This window comes from Woeseia oceani, from assembly GCF_001677435.1.
GTDB lineage: Bacteria > Pseudomonadota > Gammaproteobacteria > Steroidobacterales > Woeseiaceae > Woeseia > Woeseia oceani.
Window position 1 is genome coordinate 1,813,181 of the sequence record NZ_CP016268.1, and the last position, 17,873, is coordinate 1,831,053.

The following is a 17,873-nucleotide window of genomic DNA, read 5'->3' on the forward strand; positions in this document are numbered from 1 at the left end:
TTCGTGTTGCACAAGATTGCTCTATTTGCCGACGTACAGAATATTTACTACACAACCAGACAATCGTTCGGTAGGCAATTTGACTACCGGGCATTGTGGGAACGTGTCGGCGCGCAAGGCGACATTGTTGCGGCGACGGCGTACGCGATTGATCGCGGCGATGACAAGCAACGCAAGTTCCAGGATGCACTGCGCAGTATTGGCTTTGAAGTGAAACTCAAACCGTTTATCCAGCGTCGCGACGGTTCTGCAAAGGGCGACTGGGACGTTGGGATTGCCATTGACGTGATGGAAACCGCGCCGACCGTGGACACCGTTGTATTGCTTTCAGGCGATGGCGACTTCGATCTGTTGCTGGAGAGGGTTCGCAAGAACTACGGCGTCAAAGCCGAGGTATATAGCGTGCCTGCATTGACGGCGAATTCACTGATTGAACATGCCAGTACCTGGCACGCGATCGACAGGACTCTGTTGATCTAGTCATCCTTGCCAAGCATCGAACGAAGTTCCGCGACCTGAATTTCCAGTTGCTCGACCCGTTGCTCCAGGTCTGAAGTACTGCGGCGCGCGGGCGTCGGACTGGCCTCGGTCTTGCGCGCATGCGCATCCATGTCGATCTCGCCGGACAGCAGGTGCATGTACTCCGAATCTTTGCGGCCGGGTGTGCGCGGCAACTTTACGACCAGAGGGCCGCGTTCGTGCTCCAGCAATGATGTCAAGGTGGCCACAACGGCAGAATTGTCCTCGAACTCGTGCAGTCGCCGGCAATGAGTTCGTAGTTCCCCCGGTGTTTGTGCGCCGCGCAACAGCAATGCGCAGACCACGGCCAACTGAGCGTCGTCAAAATGGAAGTCACTGTAGCGGGTATTGCAAAAGCGTTGCGAGTACTTCTCGATATTGCTTTTGAAGTTCTCGTCGATACGCAGCAGGCTCTTTCCGTCCAGCAGGCGTGTAGCTCGCTGCACTTCACCTTTGTTCAGATTCATTGTCGGGTTGCGCCCCGACTTCTGATTGCAGGCATTCGTCAGCCCGTTGAGCGACAGCGGGTATTGATCCGGCGTAACGATGGATTTTTCAATCAGGCAGCCAATGATGCGGGCTTCTACAGCGTCTAATTTGAGCGGCACAGCGGGAACCTCAACGTGTTGCAGACTGCGGACTATAAGCGTTCTGGCGCAGTCCGGGGCGACTTTCTGGAAACAGCTCGACGGACCCGGCGGGCCGCAGGTGCCGGCTTGCCGGAAAACAGTGCATTAGCCCTCCTTCCGTTCAGGTCGACCTACCCGCATCGTCCTTCAGACGCATGACTTTGGCGCGGTTTACATACAGCAAATCACTGATTTTCAGTACCAGTGAGTCTTCGTATTTGCTCAGTCGGCCATCCGCGTAAGCGACTTTCCACAAGAGGTCGATTACCCGGACTTTCTCATCTTCGCTGAGTGAGTTGTGCAGTTGGCGCGTGAACTGATGCACTTCAACCATTGCTTCGGCTTTTTCGTCAGCCGCGTTCGTGAGTTGGTTGGCTTCTTCTGTGCTGAGATCGAAGTGCTTTCTGATCAGCTCGATGAGCAGTTCGAATTCCGCTTCCTGAAAATCATTGTCGGCACGCGCGACATCTACCATGAGTACCGCCGTCGCTATGCGAATGGCGTGTTCACGTTGTTCGGGCGTGTCACTCTGAGCCGTGTTGCCAGCCAGAGTTCTGTTTAGCCGTTCCGCAAGTCGCTTGAGCATTGTCTCTCCAGTCAGTGAATCACTATGTTACTGGGACGACGATACTGTCGTCGAGTTCGCATCAATGCGTTGCGTTCACGTAAATGGCCGGAACAGGGCGGGTGTATCTGGAATTACCCCGGGTCAGTCGCTGTCATGTTGGCGGCCGGACCTGCTTTCTGTACCCAGGAGGGACGGCCGGCGTGTCCGGAGAGGAGAACTGCACCGCCATCGGCACGGCTGTGCCGCAAATCTCTGCGTCCGTGTTGTGGTGGGCAGTGTAGAATGGCCCCACTCGCATGGGGTTCGTGTTGCTGGGCCCCTGACGCACAACGCCGGGATCCGGAGCGCTTTCAATGGGCACAATCACCGCGAAAATGGAAGCTGAACTGATTCGTATCTTCAGCCGTTTCGATACAGACGGCAGCGGTTATATCGAGGAAGCGGAGTTCCACAAGATCCTCGATAGCCTGGGATACGACGAAAGCAATGAAGTGCGCAGCCTCGAATTCGCGGCCATCGACGATGACGAAGATGGCAAAGTACGCTTTCGCGAATTCGCAGACTGGTGGCTCGATAACCGCTAGTTGTTGCGAGCGCCTGGCACGTAGCGTTCCTTCGTTCGCTTTTCGACATCTTCGCGATAGTACGCAACTTCCTTGAAGTCACGGTCGATGTAGCGCTGAACCTGGTCGTCAAAATGTTCGGACGACGGGTCGTTGCTCTGCCCACCGGCAAGGATCGTCCTGGCTTTGACCTTGTCGCCAAACTCCACGACCGCGACGAAACTATTGCCTCTGTATCCGTACAGGCGCTTGGTGCCGGCAAATCGTCGTGCACCGTAGGCCGCCAATGCGCCCCAGCGACTGGATGCCATGCCAACGGGAAGACTGGGCTTGCTGTCGTCAAAAGGCAGTTCAATGTCACCGTTCAGTCGCTGAAACCGATTCACTTCGCCCCACGGCATTTTCCAGCTGCCAAAGTCGGCCTCCAGATTGGCCAGCGTTTCCGCGAACAAATGCAGGCGTTCTGCCGGGGGCGAGCCTTCGCCGAAATAATTGACCCGATCCATGCCTTGCAGCTTGTTCGGGTTTGCACCCTGTTCTTCATAGTGCATGCCGTAGAAATGTGCGAGTGTCATAGCAACTGAATCGGCGCTGACGGTCATGTCCCAGTTACGCAATTCAGCAATGGCTTCAGCCATGTCACTCGCCGATTTTTCGCTGGCGTCCCAGGCCTCGATCAAGCCGGGAATCAGTTTCTCAAAGCCGGGCAAGTGAGGGTCATAGGCAAGATCAAGCAACGAATCCAGGGTGAGATCGCTGACTCCGGCAAGTACGCGTTGGGCGTGTACACCGCGGAAGTTCTCCGGGTCCGGTGCCATGTACACCGGATAGTCTTCGCGTTTCGGGCTGAATTCGGCGGCCGCGGTAAACGGTGTTGAGTTGGCATTCTGGATCCATCCGTTTTCCGGATTTGTGACGGTGATGATTTCATCCACGGTATGCAATCCCTGCCAATCCGTTGCCGGGTCGCTGCCGTCCACGGGCTTGCTGAAGTCGAAGGCCGGATCGCGTTGCGGGATAAAATTGCCGTGGAAGTAAGCGATGTTGCCCGAAGAGTCGGCGAAAACGGTGTTATTCGACGAGTTGGTGCGGATATCCATCATTTCGCGGAATTCATCGTAATTCTTGAGCTTGGTGCGGACGTAAGACTGGGTAAGGGCATTGACCGGGTCCCAGTTGATACGGGTTACAACCCAGCGGTCACCGGCTTTGTGGGTGACCGGGCCGTGATGAGTACGGTAGGTCGTAAACGTGCGTTCGCCGACTGCATCGCCGTCTGCGTATTTCAAGGTCACCTGCGACGTCTCGACAGGGCGCATTTCGTCGCCGTAGCGATAAACAAGCTTGCCATTGATCTGGCGGACGTCTTCCACGAACTCGTCCATAAAGTCCACGTTCGTAGATGTGTGCATCCAGCCGGTGTGCTCGTTGAACCCCTGATAGATGAAAAACTGTCCCCAGGTGACGGCACCATAGGCATTGAGGCCTTCTTCGCTAACGGCGTGAATTTCCCCTCGGAAGTAAAACGATGTGTGCGGATTAATCAGCAGCAGCGCATTCCCGTTGCGGGTCAGTTTCGGCGCGATGGCGATGCCGTTGGAGCCGGCAGGTTCAGCCGTATCAAGTCCGGCCCGGCGTGCTGCTTCTATGCTGTCCAGTGCGCGACCTTCGCCGTAGAACGCCTTGATGCCTTCCAGCGGAATTTGTTCGATATCGCCGCCGATGGACCCTTCGCTGAAGAACATCGGCATCCACGGTTCAAACCGGGTAAGCAATTTCGGCTCAACGTCAGGATGAGTCATGAGGTAGTAGTTCAGGCCATCGGCAAACGCGTCGCAGAGTGCCTGCAACCACGCTGGAGCATCAGCGTACGCTTGCTTGGCATCGTCAACGGACATGTAGAGGCGGGCGCGCAGGTCGCTGTAGATTGCTTCTTCGCCTTCCACTTCGGCCAGCCTGCCGGTGGCCCAGATATAGTTTCGTTCGATACGGGGAAAGTCGTCCTCGGCTTGCGCATACAACATGCCGAAGACGGTATCGGCGTCGGTCTTGCCATAAACGTGCGGTACGCCGAAATCATCGCGCAGAATCTCAACGTTGGCGGCGCGGGCTTCCAGGCGTGCTTGTTCGGGATCCGTGTCGTTGCTTGCCGATTCCGGCGGTTCGGGGGAGCAGGCAGCCAGGAACAGTATTGTGAACAGGGTCAAAAATGGAAAGCGCCTGATAGAAACCGACATGCCGAAACTCCCTGAAAATTGAATTCGAACGGAACGTGTGTGCTAGTGCTGACTCATCGCGACCAGAGAGTAGCAATATCAATGCATTGGGTCGATCTGCTTACGCAGGCGATCCATCGGCCAGTGCCCGCACGATGGACACGGTATCGTCGCCGGTCAGTGCGGCAGCAATCGCGCGCGCCATGCGCTGCCGGTGAGGTGGCGTTGTGAGAGTGGCCAGTGCCTGTTCGGCGAACGCGGGTTCTAGCGGGTCACCGCTGGTGGCCTGGATCAAACCGCTGGCGTACGCCGTGCGAAATTCCGGATGACATTGAACGGAGAACGCGTTTTTACCTTCGTAGACCAGGCCTGCCAGCGGACAGCTATCGGCGGCAAGCACGACACGCGCGCCAGCGGCCGCTTCGACCACCTGTTCCTGGTGGTAGGCAAGGCTTGATACCGTCACAAGGTCGCCATGGTCCTGGCTGCCCAGCACCGAATAGGTTTGTAGCCCGGCGATCCAGCCGTTCGCGGAATGTTCGACACGACCACCGAGCGCCTCGGCAATGAGCTGGTGCCCGAAGCAAATGCCAACCTGCGGAATCGCCCGCTCAGCACAGTCCCGGGACAACTTTTTCAGGGCGCTGATCCATGGGAAGTCATCGTGGACGCTGTGCCGGGAGCCCATAATGACGTAGCCGTCGTATTCTTTGGCGTCCGGAACCGAATCGCCGTTCACCACACTGATGGAGGTAAACAGCGTTCCCGGCATTTCATCGCTGATCAGGTCAATCAGCATTTCGGGGTAATTGCCGTGAGCTTCTCTCAAGGCGGGCCGGGTAGTCCCGGTTTCAAGGACAGCAATTCTCAATGCGATTGCTGCGTGAGGCTGCCCTTGTTGTTCAGTATTGCTCAAGCCTGTCTCCCAAACCTGCGCTGCGGGTATGCCAGTGTAGCCATAGTCCACAGCGCCGTCATGTGGCGTCAGGTGTTGCGCCAACGGTCGCGGTTGGTTCGCAGCATGGCCGGCGCGGTCGCTGGCCGGTGACCACCATGGAGAGGCTTGGTGTGCGCCGTCGGCGGCGATAACCCGGGATGCCGGTCCCTTTATTGGTTGATCCAGCTTCAATGGCCTGCCGCAGGGCAGATTCTGTCGGCATTTCGAGCAATTCTGTGCGCGGCGTCAGCGTTCTATACCTGGATACTGCCTAGTATTGCGATCTGATCTCCGGACGGACGACCGGAATACCGCTGAACACGGAAGTACGGATGCTGAATCATTCAGGAATAGGGCAGTACCTGGACGCAGAATCGCTCTGTGAGTTCGCCAGTCGAATCATTGAAATTCTGCCCGAAACCCAATCGATTGCTGTTCTCGATGCGGCGGGTCCGCTGGTCTGGTGTGGCCCGGATCAAGACGATGCCCGCTTGTGGCCAGCGGTCCAGGCTCACCTCGCACCGGCCAGTTCCACCGATCGTTGCGTAGAACTGGATTCCGGCAAGCGCCTCTACCAATTCTGTTTGCGTCAGACTGCCAGCGGTGATTCTGCCGGGACAGTGGCGCTCCTGACACACCGCGACGTTGGCCTGCTGCTGGCACAGGTCCGCAGTGAAATTGACGAGATCATCAGTTGTATCGTCAAACAACTGGATATACGGCTGGAGTTGTCGGGCGTGCGGCAGCAATCCGGACGCGAGCGTCAGGACATGCAGTTGTTATCGCAGCTCGACGAACTGCTGCGGCAAGATTATCAGGGCAATGCGGTCCAAAAAGGCCTGGACACCATCGGCCGCCAATTCGGCAGCAAGCTGGCGGTCATCGAGGTTCCGAATCAGGGTGTTCGTCACGCGTGGCGACCGGACGGCGATGTCAGTGCCGCGAACTGCGAGGCCATGGCGCCCATTCTCTCCAGCCTGTTGACTGCGGCACGGCAGCGCGGTCGGGTGTTGATCGCTGACGCCGCCGGCGTACTGCAACGGTTCGCCCGCATAGATGGCGATGCCAACCTGTTGTCTGCGCCGGTTGTCGACGACAGCGATGCAGTCGTTGGTGTGCTCGCCCTTGTCTCTACGACAAAGTTCTCCCGTTATGACGTTCGATTGATCCGGGTCGTGGCTTCCAGGGTTGCCGCACTGCTGACGCAACAGGATCCGGCTACGGCAGCGCCGGGTACGCGCCACGAATTGTTGCAGGAAATGGACAAGCAGCTGCAAAGCGATCGCACGGTACACCGTGCATTGTTACTGATCGATATCGACAAATTGCACGTCATTAATGAAATGCACGGTCATTTCGGCGGTGATGCTGCAATTGCCCGGGTCAGTGAAGTGGCGAAAAAGCACGCGGGCACGTCAGGTTTGTCCTGCAATATTTCCGGTGGCTCAATCGCATTATATCTGCCGCAATCCGACGAACAAAATGCCGTAGCCTGTGCGGATGCGATACGCGAGGCATTGCACAAGAATCCAGCGGTGTACGAGGGCAGGACCGTTGAGATTTCGGCGAGCATCGGTGTGGCCATGATGCCGATTGCAGCTCAGGACGCGCCCTCAGCGCTGAATATTGCCGAAGTGGCGTCTCGTTCAGCGAAAGCCCGCGGCGGCGATCAAACGGTGGTGTTCGATGATCTTGATGCGAGTGTTATGCGACGCCGCGAAGACCTGAATCAGGTTGGTGAGTTGCAGGCCGCATTGCTGGATAACCGCTTTGTCTTGTACGGCCAGCAGATTGTCGCGTTGCAAGAGGAGAACACACGCCCGCGTTACGAAGTACTGTTGCGCATGCTCGATGAGCGGGGCAACGTGCTGTCGCCGGATCGGTTCCTGTCGGCCGCCGAGCGTTATCAAATGATGACCTCGATCGATCGCTGGGTGGTTCGGGAAACGACCAACATGTTGAGGAGTGCTGACAACCAGCTGGAGATCAACCTGGCCAGTTTCAGTATCAACGTGTCGACTCAATCAATGATGGACGAAGACTTCGCCGGGTTTGTCGAGCAACAGGTTATAGAGAGCGGTATTGCCCCGGATACCTTCTGCTTTGAAATTACGGAAACGTCAGTCATACGGGATTTGCACAGAGCGCAGGAACTGTTGCGTCGTTTGCGACGTCTCGGTTGCAGACTGGCGCTGGACGATTTCGGCACTGGCCAGTGTTCCTTTGCCTACCTCAAGGACATTCCCGTTCAGTACATCAAGATAGACGGTGCCTTTATCCGCGACATTCTCGATAATCCCTTGTCTCTTGCCATCGTGGAATCCGTAGCCAAGATCGGCAAGGTCATCAATGCGCACACGGTGGCGGAGTACGTCGAAACTGAACACATACTGGACTGCGTAAGAACGGCTGGAATCGATTTTGCGCAGGGTTACCGTATTGGCAAGCCCAGGCCGTTGACGGAAATACTGGATGGATTTGGCGCGCCGATGATCAGCGAGGCCGACCTCTTGCAGGCAAACGCCTGATTTTTCTCGCAGGCCGACACCCGGCCGTACCATTGTTTGCTCCGCTTGACGGCCTGCAATCTGCGTGATGCCAATGCCGCGAGGCTGTCGACCGTTGGGTGCAATAGGGCGGAACGGCTGCGCACCATAGCCATTTCCGTCTCGACTCTGCGTAGCCTTGTACCGCCCTTTGCTTTCCATGCTCTCTGCACAGTTCGTGCTTGCAGGCTGAGCGCAATACTCAGCGCAAACCGCAGGCGGCGCCTGCAGCGCCTCAGCGCACTTCGTTGACTCGCAGTTCCGGTGTCCGCCCATAGCCTCCGGCAGTTGCTGTCAATGGTCGGGAGTCTCCGGCCATTCTTGACATTGGACCCTTATGAACTAGGGTCAAACCAACGCATTAAGAAAAACAAGAGCAGATCCATTCGATTCGACTGACCAATAATCAGAATGCACGTCAACATCGGGGAATGCACATGAATGCTGTCCGCCTGCCCGTAGTACTCGTATCTGTTTTCTTTCTCGTTTCGACTGCACTGGCTGAAGGGCCGGCCGAACAGTCAAGGGTCACGCAGAAACTTCTGGCTGACAGCGGCGGAACGGCGGATATCCGCGTCGACCCGCAGTCCGGACAGGTCAAATTCGTACGTTTGCCAACTCGCAGTGCACCGGGTGTGGCGAGAATGAGTCGCCGCGCGCCAGCGGACGACCGGGCGAAAGCATTTTTTCGCGAATATGGGGCTGCGTTCGGGGTCGAGAAAGCCGATGAGAACCTCAAGACTTTCAAGACGATGCGCGATATGTCCGGTAGAGAACATGCCGTACTCAGGCAGACTTTCGAGAACCTGCCTGTGTTCGGTGGTGAACTACGCGCGCATTTCGATGCAGCCGGTGAAATGTTCGCGGCGAATGGCAACTACGTCGCTGGCATCAAGATCGACACGACGCCGCGCCTGAGCGACCAGCAAGCGAGCGAAATTGCCATACACGCGGTGGCCGACGGCGCTACACGCTTCGCCAAACAGCCCGGAGGAGCCAGAGAACGGGCGTACCGGCAGGGCGTGTCGGCAACTGGATTGTCGGCGGCAGCAACCACCCTGATGGTATTCAGGGAAGGCCTGGTCCGCGGTACGCCCGGACAAGACCGACTCGCCTACGAAGTTGAAGTGATCAACCCGGCTGTCACCGTTCGTGAGTTCGTCTATGTCGATGCGCACAATGGCCGGGTTATTGATCAGATTACGGGCATTTATCACGCTCTGGACCGGGAAATTTCCGAAACGGCATTGGCGAATGTGGTGTGGGATGAAAGTGTCGGTGACCCGGTTCCCATTCCAGACGGCTGGGCCGCCGGCACCGCGCAGCAGGTGCTGGACTGGAACAACGAAATTGATGGCGCGCGTGAGACCTACAACTTGTTCGCCAGCATGTCGGCAGGCAGTTATGACTCGTATGACAATGCGGGGTCGACAATGCGCACGGTCAATAACGATCCGAACATTTCCTGCCCAAACGCAAACTGGAACGGTACCTCGACCAATTACTGCAGCGATGTGACGGGCGATGACACGGTGGCCCATGAGTGGGGTCATGCTTACACCGAGTACACCAGCGGCCTTATCTACCAGTGGCAGTCCGGCGCGTTAAATGAATCCTATTCGGATATCTGGGGTGAGGTCGTTGACCTGATCAATGCCCGTGGTACGGACGATGCGCCGGGCAGCAGGCGCAGCGATGGCAGCTGTTCGGTATTCGGCGTGGGAGTGCCCAGCGTCGACAATGCCTACCGTTGGCTGTCCGGTGAGGATGATCCGGCTTTCGGTGGTGCCATACGCGACATGTGGAATCCGACCTGTTACGGCGATCCAGGCAAGGTGACGGACAGCGAGTATTTTTGCAGCACTGCCGATTCCGGCGGTGTGCACTTTAATTCCGGCGTGCCAAACCATGCGTTTGCTCTGCTGGTTGACGGCGGCAATTACAACGGGCAGACGGTGAATGCAATCGGCCTGACCAAGGCCGCGCATATCCACTGGGCAGCACAAAGGTTGCTGACGCCAGTGAGCAACTTCGTTGATCATGCTGATGCATTGGAGGCGGCCTGCAGTTCGTTGATCGGTACTGACTTGCCGGCGCTGTCGACCGACTCGGCCAACGCAGGTCTGTCGGGAGAAGTTATTTCCGCCGCGGATTGCGCGGCAGTAACAACGGCAATCGCGGCGGTCGAATTGCGAACCCTACCTTCGCAGTGTGGTTTCGAGCCGCTGCTCGAAGCGGACGCTCCGGCATTGTGCGAGAACCTGGGTGCCGTGCAACCCGGTATCTTTGAGGACTTCGAAGCCGGCGCCTTGCCGGCCGGTTGGACGGTCGGGCGACGTGATGTTGCCAATCCGGCGACGTTCGATACGCCAGACTGGGCGGTGACCGAGAACTTGCCAGACGGGGCGAACAGCCTGTTCGCCGCATTCGTGCCTGACCTTGTCGTTGGCAACTGCCTGGATGACGACGAGTCGGGCGCCGTTTTCCTGGACAGCCCGGCGATCAACCTGCCGCTCGGCGAAGTGCCGCGACTGGCATTCGACCATTGGGTTGCAACGGAGGCCGGCTGGGACGGAGGCAACCTGAAGGTCAGTGTGAATGGCGGTCCATTCACGGTCGTGCCTGGCAGCAGTTACTCGTTCAACTCTTACAACACGAGCCTTGTTTCCGTCGGCGGCGGCAACACCAACCCGCTGGCGGGTGAGGAAGCCTTCAGCGGCAGCGATGCAGGCTCGGTGACCGGAAGCTGGGGGCAATCGCAGGTCAATCTGCTTGGTCAGGCACTTCCCGGTGACACCGTCATATTGCGTTTCGAATTTGGCGGTGACGGCTGTAACGGGCTGATCGGTTGGTACGTGGATAACGTGCAAACGTACTCCTGTTCGCTCGATGAGCTGCCGGTGTGCGGTGACGGCATAATGGGGCCGGGCGAAATGTGTGACGACGGCAACAGCTCAGGTGGCGATGGTTGTTCCAGCAGTTGCCAGATTGAAGCCGGCTATCGTTGTGATTCGCCAATTCCCGGCAGCGCCGGTGCGAACATGGTGGCGGATGGCAGTTTTGAGGCCGGAGCCTTTGGCGGCACGTGGAATGAATTCTCGTCCAACTTTGGCTCACCGATCTGCGATGTCGGTACTTGTGGCACGGGTACCGGCAGCGGCCCGTCGGATGGCCTGTTCTGGACCTGGTTCGGCGGCGTTGCCACCCTGGAAGAAGGCTCGGTGTCACAAGCGGTTGTGATACCCACAACCGCCGATGTCATGACCTTCGATCTCGAACAGATCATCTGTGACAGCGGTGCCGACTACGTCGAAGTGTTGATCGACGGCAACCAGGAATTCAGATCGGATGGCAGCGACGCTCTGTGTGGGACTCTGGGTTACTCGCAGCAAAGTGTGGACCTGAGCGCCTACGCTGACGGTGCAGCACACACGATTGAATTCCACTCGGAAGTCTTCGGCACGAACGGGGCAGGATCCAACTTCTTTGTCGACAATGTAGTTATCAGCGACAACGTTGCTACGGAAGGATTACCCAGCCGCTGTGAGGCAATCCCACTGGAAATGGCTTGCAATGCCGGCCGCGTCAGCTACGACGACGGCATTCCGGACAGCTGGACACTGGTCGACAACGAAAACTCGGGCCTGACCTGGACCAGCATTGCGAACTCCGGTGAACTCGGTAACTACACCGGCGGCAGTGGCGACGCGGCGACGGTTTCGAGTGACGCCTTCGGTCCTGCCGAAATCGACACCGAACTGCGCAGCAATACGTTCAGTCTCAAAACAGCAACTGCAGCATCGTTCAATTTCCGCGCGAACTACCAGAATTTTGCCGCGCTGGATTTTCTGGATGTTGACGTCAGTACGGACGGCGGAGTTTCTTGGTCGAACCTGTTGAGCTGGAACGAGGACCATGGTGGTTTCCGCAGCCCTCCCGGCGAGTTCGTATCGCTCGATCTGTCACCGTATCTGGGCGAGGACGAGGTTCAGCTGCGCTGGCGTTATTACGACCCGAACACCGGCGACTGGGACTGGTACGCGCAGATTGATGACGTTGATCTCGCTTGTGCTCTCAGCGGTCGCATGACCGGCGGTGGGCTGGTGCGGAATAGCTGGCGTGATTACTCGATACACGCGTTCACGCTGAGCTGTGAGGCGGATGCGAAGCACAATCACATGGTGATTACATGGAGAGACGGCCGCAATCTCGGGCTGTTCCGGTTGATGGAACTTGATTCGGTCATGTGCTCTGACCGTCCGCTGATCGACGAGGGCCACCCGGAAGCCGGCTTCGATACTATCGAGGGCAGTGGCAGCGGTCGGGTCAATGGCAAACCGGCGAGCATACGCTTTAAGCTGACTGACGCCGGCGAGCCGGGTTGGCGCGACGATCGGGTTGAATACACGATCAGTGGGCCCGATGGCGCCACGGTTTCCTCGACATTGAACGGCGGCAATCATCAGGCGCACCGCAATTAGCAGCTGGTTTGTGGCCGGGCAAGTTGTCCGGCCACAACGACTGTTGAGTGTGGACATGCTTTTGCCGGCTGTGCCGGAATTCATTACATTGTGTTTTTCACGACGGTGCAGCGACGATGTCTAGCCAGATCCTGTTAACGTTGATTGCCGTGCTGCTTGCGGGCTGCAATGGTGCAACAGCGGTGAATTCAGAGGTGGCAGCTACCACCAGCACAGCAAATACGCCGGCAGTGCTCGAACTTCGGTTTGACGAAACGCAGCATTATCAAGGGCTGCGATTACACTTGCTGAAGATCGAAGATTCTCGTTGTCCGACCGGACTGACGTGTGTTTGGGCCGGCCAGATGCTGGCAGTCATAAGTGTCGCGCGCGGTACTGACGACGCAATTGAAGTCAGTTTGCGCACGCGTGTTGGCAGCGAACCGGAATTGTCGACTGCGCTGGGTTATGAGTTCAGCTTGTTGTCTCTGGAGCCACACCCGAAAAACAACGTGACCATCAGTCGCAGCGAACAATCGTTGCGACTGATGATCAACAAGCTTTAGCCGCAAAGCCTGCGATTGAGTCCTGGTTCAGCTCGCGCGCCGACGAGCGCCAGATGACGAGCGGTTGTTGCGTGCAGCGCTGCGCTTCTTGGCAGTAGCGGGTTTGCCTGATCGATTGTCGCCCGAGTCATTGCGCGCAAAACGCGGTCTGGAGCGCGTATTCGCTGAGCGACCGTTCTTGATCGGTTCAGCCCGGATACTGGGGTCCACTTCAAAACCGGCTACCACCTCATTTGGAATCTTCGTTTTCAATAACGATTCGATGTCACGTAGCAGCTTCAGCTCGTCGACACAGACCAGCGAGACTGCCTGGCCGTCCTGTCCTGCGCGCGCGGTGCGACCGATACGGTGCACATAGTCTTCCGGTACATTCGGCAGTTCATAATTCACCACGTGCGGCAGACGTTCGATATCAAGGCCGCGAGCGGCAATGTCGGTTGCAACCAGAACCCGGACTTTGCCGGCCTTGAAATCAGCTAGCGCGCGAGTCCGTGCGCCCTGTGATTTGTTGCCGTGGATAGCTGCGGATGTCAGGCCGTCCTTGTTCAATTGTTCCGCCAGGCGATTGGCACCGTGTTTGGTGCGGGCAAACACCAGCACCTGACGCCAGTCTTCTTTGCCAATTCGCAATGACAGCAATTCACGTTTCCGGCTCTTATCGACCGGGTGAACAAGCTGGCTGACGCGCTCGGCAGTTGTGTTGCGCGCGGCGACTTCCACCTCAACCGGGCTGGTTAGCAAGTCGGCAGCGAGTTTGCGGATGTCTTCTGAAAATGTCGCAGAGAACAACAAGGTTTGCCGCTTCTTCGGCAGTACATTGAATATCTTGCGCATGTCGCGGATGAAGCCCATATCGAGCATGCGATCCGCTTCATCCAGCACCAGCAGGTCAACTTTGGAAAGGTCGATAGTGCCTTGCTGCATGTGATCCAGCAGGCGTCCCGGCGTGGCAACGACGATATCAACGCCGCGCCTCAATTTTGCGATCTGCGGATTGATGCTGACGCCGCCAAAAATCATTGTTGATTTGAACGGCAAATGGCGACCGTAATCGCGAACACTGTCCGCAACCTGAGCCGCGAGTTCACGGGTAGGCGTCAGGATCAAGGCACGCAAGGTGCGCTTGGAAGATTCTTTCTGTTGCATCAACTGCAACAAGGGCAGGGTGAAGCCTGCCGTTTTGCCGGTGCCGGTTTGCGCGCTGGCAAGAATGTCCTTGCCGGCGAGAATGGGCGGTATGGCTTGTTGTTGTACGGGGGTCGCTGTCGTGTAGCCCTGTTCTTCTACAGCACGCAGCAATTCGGCCGAAAGGCCGAGTTCTTTAAATAACATTGATTGTAGCTCCGAATCGTCTGACCAATGGCGACCAATGCCGCGACGGGTTCGGTCCAGACTTGGATTCTTGAGTGACTTCAGGCTGCGGATTGCAAGCCAGAAGTAAGTGGCGCAGACCGAAGTGCGCCAAGACGCGGCGGACTATAACAGAGTGAAGCGGAATTGGAAGGGCATGGCGCAACCGGTTTCGCAGCGATGCCGTTGCGGCTGGAGGCCGGGTGCGGGGCTGCGGCCAGTTACTGGCGCTTAGGCCGCGCTCTCGCAGCGATTGCGGCCGTTTTCTTTCGCCTTGTATAACGCGCTATCAGCTGCTTCAAATAAGTCGGCAGCGCTCTCCATGTTGTCAGCATAGGTGGCAATGCCGATGCTGACCGTGACGTTGCGATTGGGCCATGCATGGCGTTGGACAGCGCGGCGGGTCCGTTCGGCTATGACCCGTGCACCTTGCGTATCCGAACCGGGGAGTAACACCACAAATTCCTCGCCGCCGAAACGACCGACGGAATCGTAAACGCGGGTGACATCCTTCAACAAGGCACCCAGCATTTCGAGGATTTTGTCGCCCGCTTGATGGCCGTAGGTGTCGTTGAATGACTTGAACTCATCAACGTCGATGACCAGTAATGAGAATAAGGATTGTTCTCTCTTTGCTCTATCGAATTCTTCTGCCAGGCGAGTGCGCAAGCCGCGTCGGTTAAGCAGGCCGGTCAGTACATCAGTGACAGACTGCACGCGAAGGTTGGCATGGGATTCGTCCATTTTGCGTTTGTAGTCTTCGAGGCGCGCGACGTGATCGCCCTGATCAAGCAGTGATTGCTCGATATTCTCGATGTCATGCCGCATCTCAAGCTGGCTCACGACGAGTCGGGAGAGCAGACGCAACGCATCCGCCTGCGCTAAGGTCAGTTCACGCGGTTGCCTGTCGATGACACACAAGGTTCCGAGGGCTTCGCCGCTGGGCGCTACCAGTGGCACACCGGCGTAGAAGCGAATGTCGGGTTCGCCGGTCACCAACGGGTTTTGTTCAAAACGCGCATCTTTGCTGGCGTCGTTAACAATGAAAACATCGTCCGGGGTCATGATTGAATGGGCGCAAAACGCGTGCTCGCGCGGCGTCTCCTGGGCGTCCGGACCGACACGGGACTTGAACCATTGCCGATGCTCATCGACCAGGCTGATCAACGAGATGGGTGACTCGCAAATAAGCGATGCCAGACGTGTTATATCGTCGTAGTCTTGCTCCGGCAGCGTGTCGAGGATCGAGTACGCCTGGAGTTTGCGGATTCGATCCGCATCGTTTTCGGGTATTGGGACTGAATTCATTTTCGCTTATGTCCTTAATAACTAAGGCGTATTGCACCATCCATAGTGCTGGCAGCGCCCGTTACAGGCGCCCAAGCGCAGGTAATCGCCGTTGCTATGCCCTTTATCGGCCCGGATCCCCGTGACTTAAGCCGAATGTATAGTACTGGCCGCGTACACTGACGGCTCACGGCAACCAAAAGGCCTGTCTATCGGCCGGCATGAACACTATGGCGGTGGCAGCGAACTGCATTTAGAATCGCAGGGGTCCGACCAGGGCGGGTGTAGTTCAATGGTAGAACTTCTGCTTCCCAAGCAGATAACGTGGGTTCGATTCCCATCACCCGCTCCAGCCAACCCGCTTGACTATTCGGACTTGTAAACGACTCCGCCTTTCATAACGAAGCCGACATTCTCCAGGGTCGAAATGTCCTCAAGTGGATTGCCGTCCACGGCGATGATATCGGCGTAGTAGCCGGGTGCGATCTGACCGACCCGATCTTCCCAGCCCAGTAATTTTGCGGCGTTGACCGTTGCTGATTGCAATGCCTGCAATGGCGTCATGCCGAAACGAACCATGCGCGAAAATTGCTTGGCGTTGTCACCGTGCGGATAGACGCCGGAGTCGGTCGCGAAGACCATGTTGGCGCCGGCTTTGACCGCCATCGAAAAACTTTCGCGTTGCCGTTCACCCACCATACGGTCTTTGTTGATGTTTTCTTCGGGTACACCATTCGCTTTACCTTCTGCCAGCGTGTACTCGGTGTTGTAGATATCCATCGCCAGGTACGTGCCGTGCTTCTTGGCCATGCGGATGGCCTCATCATCGAGGAAGCTCGCGTGATCAACGGAATCGACACCGGCCAGAATGGCGCGTTTGATGCCTTCCGTTCCGTGCGCGTGTGCGACTACCCGGCGATTGTGAGTGTGGGCTTCTTCCACCAGCGCCTGCATCTCTTCCAGCGAGTACTGCGTCTGGCCCGGAATCGTGCCCTTGGAAAATACGCCGCCGGTAGCGGTGAACTTGATGTGGTCTACACCGTACTTGACGTTTTTTCTGACCTGTCGGCGGACCTCCCAGGGGCCGTCCGCGACGCCGTCTGCGCGTTCTGCAAATGTGTGGTTCAGTGAATTTCCGTCAGCGTGGCCACCGGTGATACCCAATGCCGGGCCTGCGACGGCCATGCGTGGCCCCGGCACTTCGCCGGCGTCGATAGAGTCACGCAGCGCGACATCCATGTAGTCAGAAGCACCGACGTCGCGAACCGTTGTGAAGCCGGCCAGCAAGGTCTTCTTGGCATTTACGACTCCGCCGATAACCGCACGGTGTGGCGACTGGAAATAACCGGTAAAAAAGTAGTTGTCGAGGTGTCCCATCAGGTGGGTGTGCATATCCATGACGCCGGGCATGACAAAGCGGTCCGATAGATCGATAACTGTCGCATCGGCGGGGATGTCGGCTGTTCGCTGGCTTACAGCGCTGATTCGTTCACCATCAATTTGTATGACGGCATCGCGCATAACCTTGCCGTTCACCGGGTTCAGGAGCTGGCCGGCCTTGACGTAAACCACGTCCGCCACGGCAGCGGGGGCACTTGCGATGGCACATGCAAGCAAAATCACTGACGCTGTAATTGTCTTCATTTCCGTCCTTTTCTTGGGCATGAACAAAATTCACTTCGGTATGGCGGCGCGACCAATGTCCATTTTTCAGCCACTCTGTACTACACTGACAATGGTTGCCGCTGCAATTAGTCTACCTAGGGGAATACCGTGATCAAATTCGAATTGAATGGCAAGGCTGTTACAGCCACGAGCCCGGATGACACGCCATTGTTGTGGGTCATTCGTGATGAGTTGAAGCTGAAGGGTACCAAATTCGGCTGCGGTATCGCGATGTGCGGTGCCTGTACAGTGCATCTGGACGGCAACGCGATCCGCTCTTGTGTGACGCCGGTAAGTGTGGCGGCGGGGCGCAAGGTCACCACCATAGAAGGTCTGGACAGTGCGGCGGGCAAGGCACTGCAACAGGCCTGGGTTGCAGAACAGGTCCCGCAGTGCGGTTATTGCCAGTCAGGGCAGATCATGCAGGCTGCCAATTTACTGGACACGAAGCCGAACCCGTCCGACGACGATATCAACTCGGCGATGAATGGCAATCTCTGTCGTTGCATGGCTTACGCACGAATCAAGAAGGCAATCAAAGTCGCTGCCAAGCGTGGGGAGGCCTGA

Annotated in this window: 13 protein-coding genes and 1 tRNA gene; 7 read left to right on the plus strand and 7 right to left on the minus strand. The window is 57.3% G+C overall.

The window, feature by feature from the left end; genetic code table 11:
- Positions 1–6: 6 nt before the first annotated feature.
- Positions 7–480: an NYN domain-containing protein gene (locus BA177_RS08050; protein WP_068619092.1), complete on the plus strand. Its 474-nt coding sequence runs from the start codon at positions 7–9 to the stop codon at positions 478–480.
- Here BA177_RS08050 and BA177_RS08055 read toward each other — a convergent pair.
- The gene (locus tag BA177_RS08055; RefSeq protein ID WP_068615218.1) at positions 477–1,127 is read right to left on the minus strand and encodes a YceH family protein; all 651 of its coding nucleotides are present in this window, start codon (positions 1,125–1,127) and stop codon (positions 477–479) included. The genes BA177_RS08050 and BA177_RS08055 overlap by 4 nt on opposite strands.
- Before the next feature lie 142 nt (positions 1,128–1,269).
- Positions 1,270–1,734 carry a tellurite resistance TerB family protein gene (locus BA177_RS08060; protein ID WP_068615221.1) on the minus strand — a complete coding sequence of 155 codons (465 nt, stop codon included), beginning with the start codon at positions 1,732–1,734 and terminating at the stop codon, positions 1,270–1,272.
- A 335-nt stretch (positions 1,735–2,069) separates the two neighbouring features.
- Between BA177_RS08060 and BA177_RS08065 the strand changes: the two genes are divergently transcribed.
- Positions 2,070–2,300 (plus strand): EF-hand domain-containing protein, encoded by a 231-nt coding sequence (locus BA177_RS08065; protein WP_082989980.1) that lies wholly within the window; start codon positions 2,070–2,072, stop codon positions 2,298–2,300.
- On the opposite strand, the gene BA177_RS08070 is transcribed toward BA177_RS08065, so the two are convergent.
- Both BA177_RS08070 and BA177_RS08075 read right to left on the minus strand, forming a co-directional pair.
- Entirely contained in the window at positions 2,297–4,516 is a 2,220-nt protein-coding gene (locus BA177_RS08070; protein ID WP_068615224.1) for an acylase, read from the minus strand. The two genes, BA177_RS08065 and BA177_RS08070, sit on opposite strands and share 4 nt — an antisense overlap.
- A 100-nt stretch (positions 4,517–4,616) precedes the next feature.
- A complete protein-coding gene (locus tag BA177_RS08075) occupies positions 4,617–5,411 on the minus strand; it encodes a type 1 glutamine amidotransferase (protein ID WP_156762742.1) in 795 nt (264 codons plus the stop codon).
- 353 nt (positions 5,412–5,764) lie between these two features.
- On the opposite strand from BA177_RS08075, the gene BA177_RS08080 reads away from it, so the two are divergent.
- From BA177_RS08080 to BA177_RS08090, 3 genes are all read left to right on the plus strand, one after another.
- A complete protein-coding gene (locus tag BA177_RS08080; protein ID WP_068615227.1) occupies positions 5,765–7,960 on the plus strand; it encodes a sensor domain-containing phosphodiesterase in 2,196 nt (731 codons plus the stop codon).
- 455 nt (positions 7,961–8,415) lie between these two features.
- Positions 8,416–12,459, plus strand: coding sequence for a M4 family metallopeptidase (locus BA177_RS08085; RefSeq protein WP_197493385.1), 4,044 nt, complete (start codon positions 8,416–8,418; stop codon positions 12,457–12,459).
- Between the two features lie 116 nt (positions 12,460–12,575).
- Positions 12,576–13,004 (plus strand): hypothetical protein, encoded by a 429-nt coding sequence (locus BA177_RS08090; protein WP_068615231.1) that lies wholly within the window; start codon positions 12,576–12,578, stop codon positions 13,002–13,004.
- A gap of 27 nt (positions 13,005–13,031) precedes the next feature.
- Here BA177_RS08090 and BA177_RS08095 read toward each other — a convergent pair whose 3' ends face one another.
- Both BA177_RS08095 and BA177_RS08100 read right to left on the minus strand, forming a co-directional pair.
- Entirely contained in the window at positions 13,032–14,336 is a 1,305-nt protein-coding gene (locus BA177_RS08095; RefSeq protein ID WP_068615234.1) for a DEAD/DEAH box helicase, read from the minus strand.
- A gap of 249 nt (positions 14,337–14,585) precedes the next feature.
- Complete coding sequence (locus tag BA177_RS08100) at positions 14,586–15,662, minus strand: sensor domain-containing diguanylate cyclase (RefSeq protein ID WP_068615237.1); 1,077 nt, start codon at positions 15,660–15,662, stop codon at positions 14,586–14,588.
- 257 nt (positions 15,663–15,919) lie between these two features.
- Between BA177_RS08100 and BA177_RS08105 the strand changes: the two genes are divergently transcribed.
- Positions 15,920–15,993: transfer RNA gene (locus BA177_RS08105), tRNA-Gly, on the plus strand.
- A 14-nt stretch (positions 15,994–16,007) separates the two neighbouring features.
- On the opposite strand, the gene BA177_RS08110 is transcribed toward BA177_RS08105, so the two are convergent.
- Positions 16,008–17,285 carry a Xaa-Pro dipeptidase gene (locus tag BA177_RS08110; RefSeq protein WP_068615240.1) on the minus strand — a complete coding sequence of 426 codons (1,278 nt, stop codon included), beginning with the start codon at positions 17,283–17,285 and terminating at the stop codon, positions 16,008–16,010.
- Between the two features lie 129 nt (positions 17,286–17,414).
- On the opposite strand from BA177_RS08110, the gene BA177_RS08115 reads away from it, so the two are divergent.
- On the plus strand, positions 17,415–17,873 hold the full coding sequence (locus BA177_RS08115) for a (2Fe-2S)-binding protein (protein WP_068615243.1): 459 nt from the start codon (positions 17,415–17,417) through the stop codon (positions 17,871–17,873).

Bases quoted from the DNA above. Each gene is read 5' to 3' on its own strand.
- BA177_RS08095 (WP_068615234.1), bottom strand. From the start codon at position 14,336: ATGTTATTTAAAGAACTCGGCCTTTCGGCCGAATTGCTGCGTGCTGTA.
- BA177_RS08080 (WP_068615227.1), top strand. From the start codon at position 5,765: ATGCTGAATCATTCAGGAATAGGGCAGTACCTGGACGCAGAATCGCTC.
- BA177_RS08110 (WP_068615240.1), bottom strand. From the start codon at position 17,285: ATGAAGACAATTACAGCGTCAGTGATTTTGCTTGCATGTGCCATCGCA.
- BA177_RS08100 (WP_068615237.1), bottom strand. From the start codon at position 15,662: ATGAATTCAGTCCCAATACCCGAAAACGATGCGGATCGAATCCGCAAA.
- BA177_RS08070 (WP_068615224.1), bottom strand. From the start codon at position 4,516: ATGTCGGTTTCTATCAGGCGCTTTCCATTTTTGACCCTGTTCACAATA.
- BA177_RS08065 (WP_082989980.1), top strand. From the start codon at position 2,070: ATGGGCACAATCACCGCGAAAATGGAAGCTGAACTGATTCGTATCTTC.
- BA177_RS08085 (WP_197493385.1), top strand. From the start codon at position 8,416: ATGAATGCTGTCCGCCTGCCCGTAGTACTCGTATCTGTTTTCTTTCTC.
- BA177_RS08090 (WP_068615231.1), top strand. From the start codon at position 12,576: ATGTCTAGCCAGATCCTGTTAACGTTGATTGCCGTGCTGCTTGCGGGC.
- BA177_RS08060 (WP_068615221.1), bottom strand. From the start codon at position 1,734: ATGCTCAAGCGACTTGCGGAACGGCTAAACAGAACTCTGGCTGGCAAC.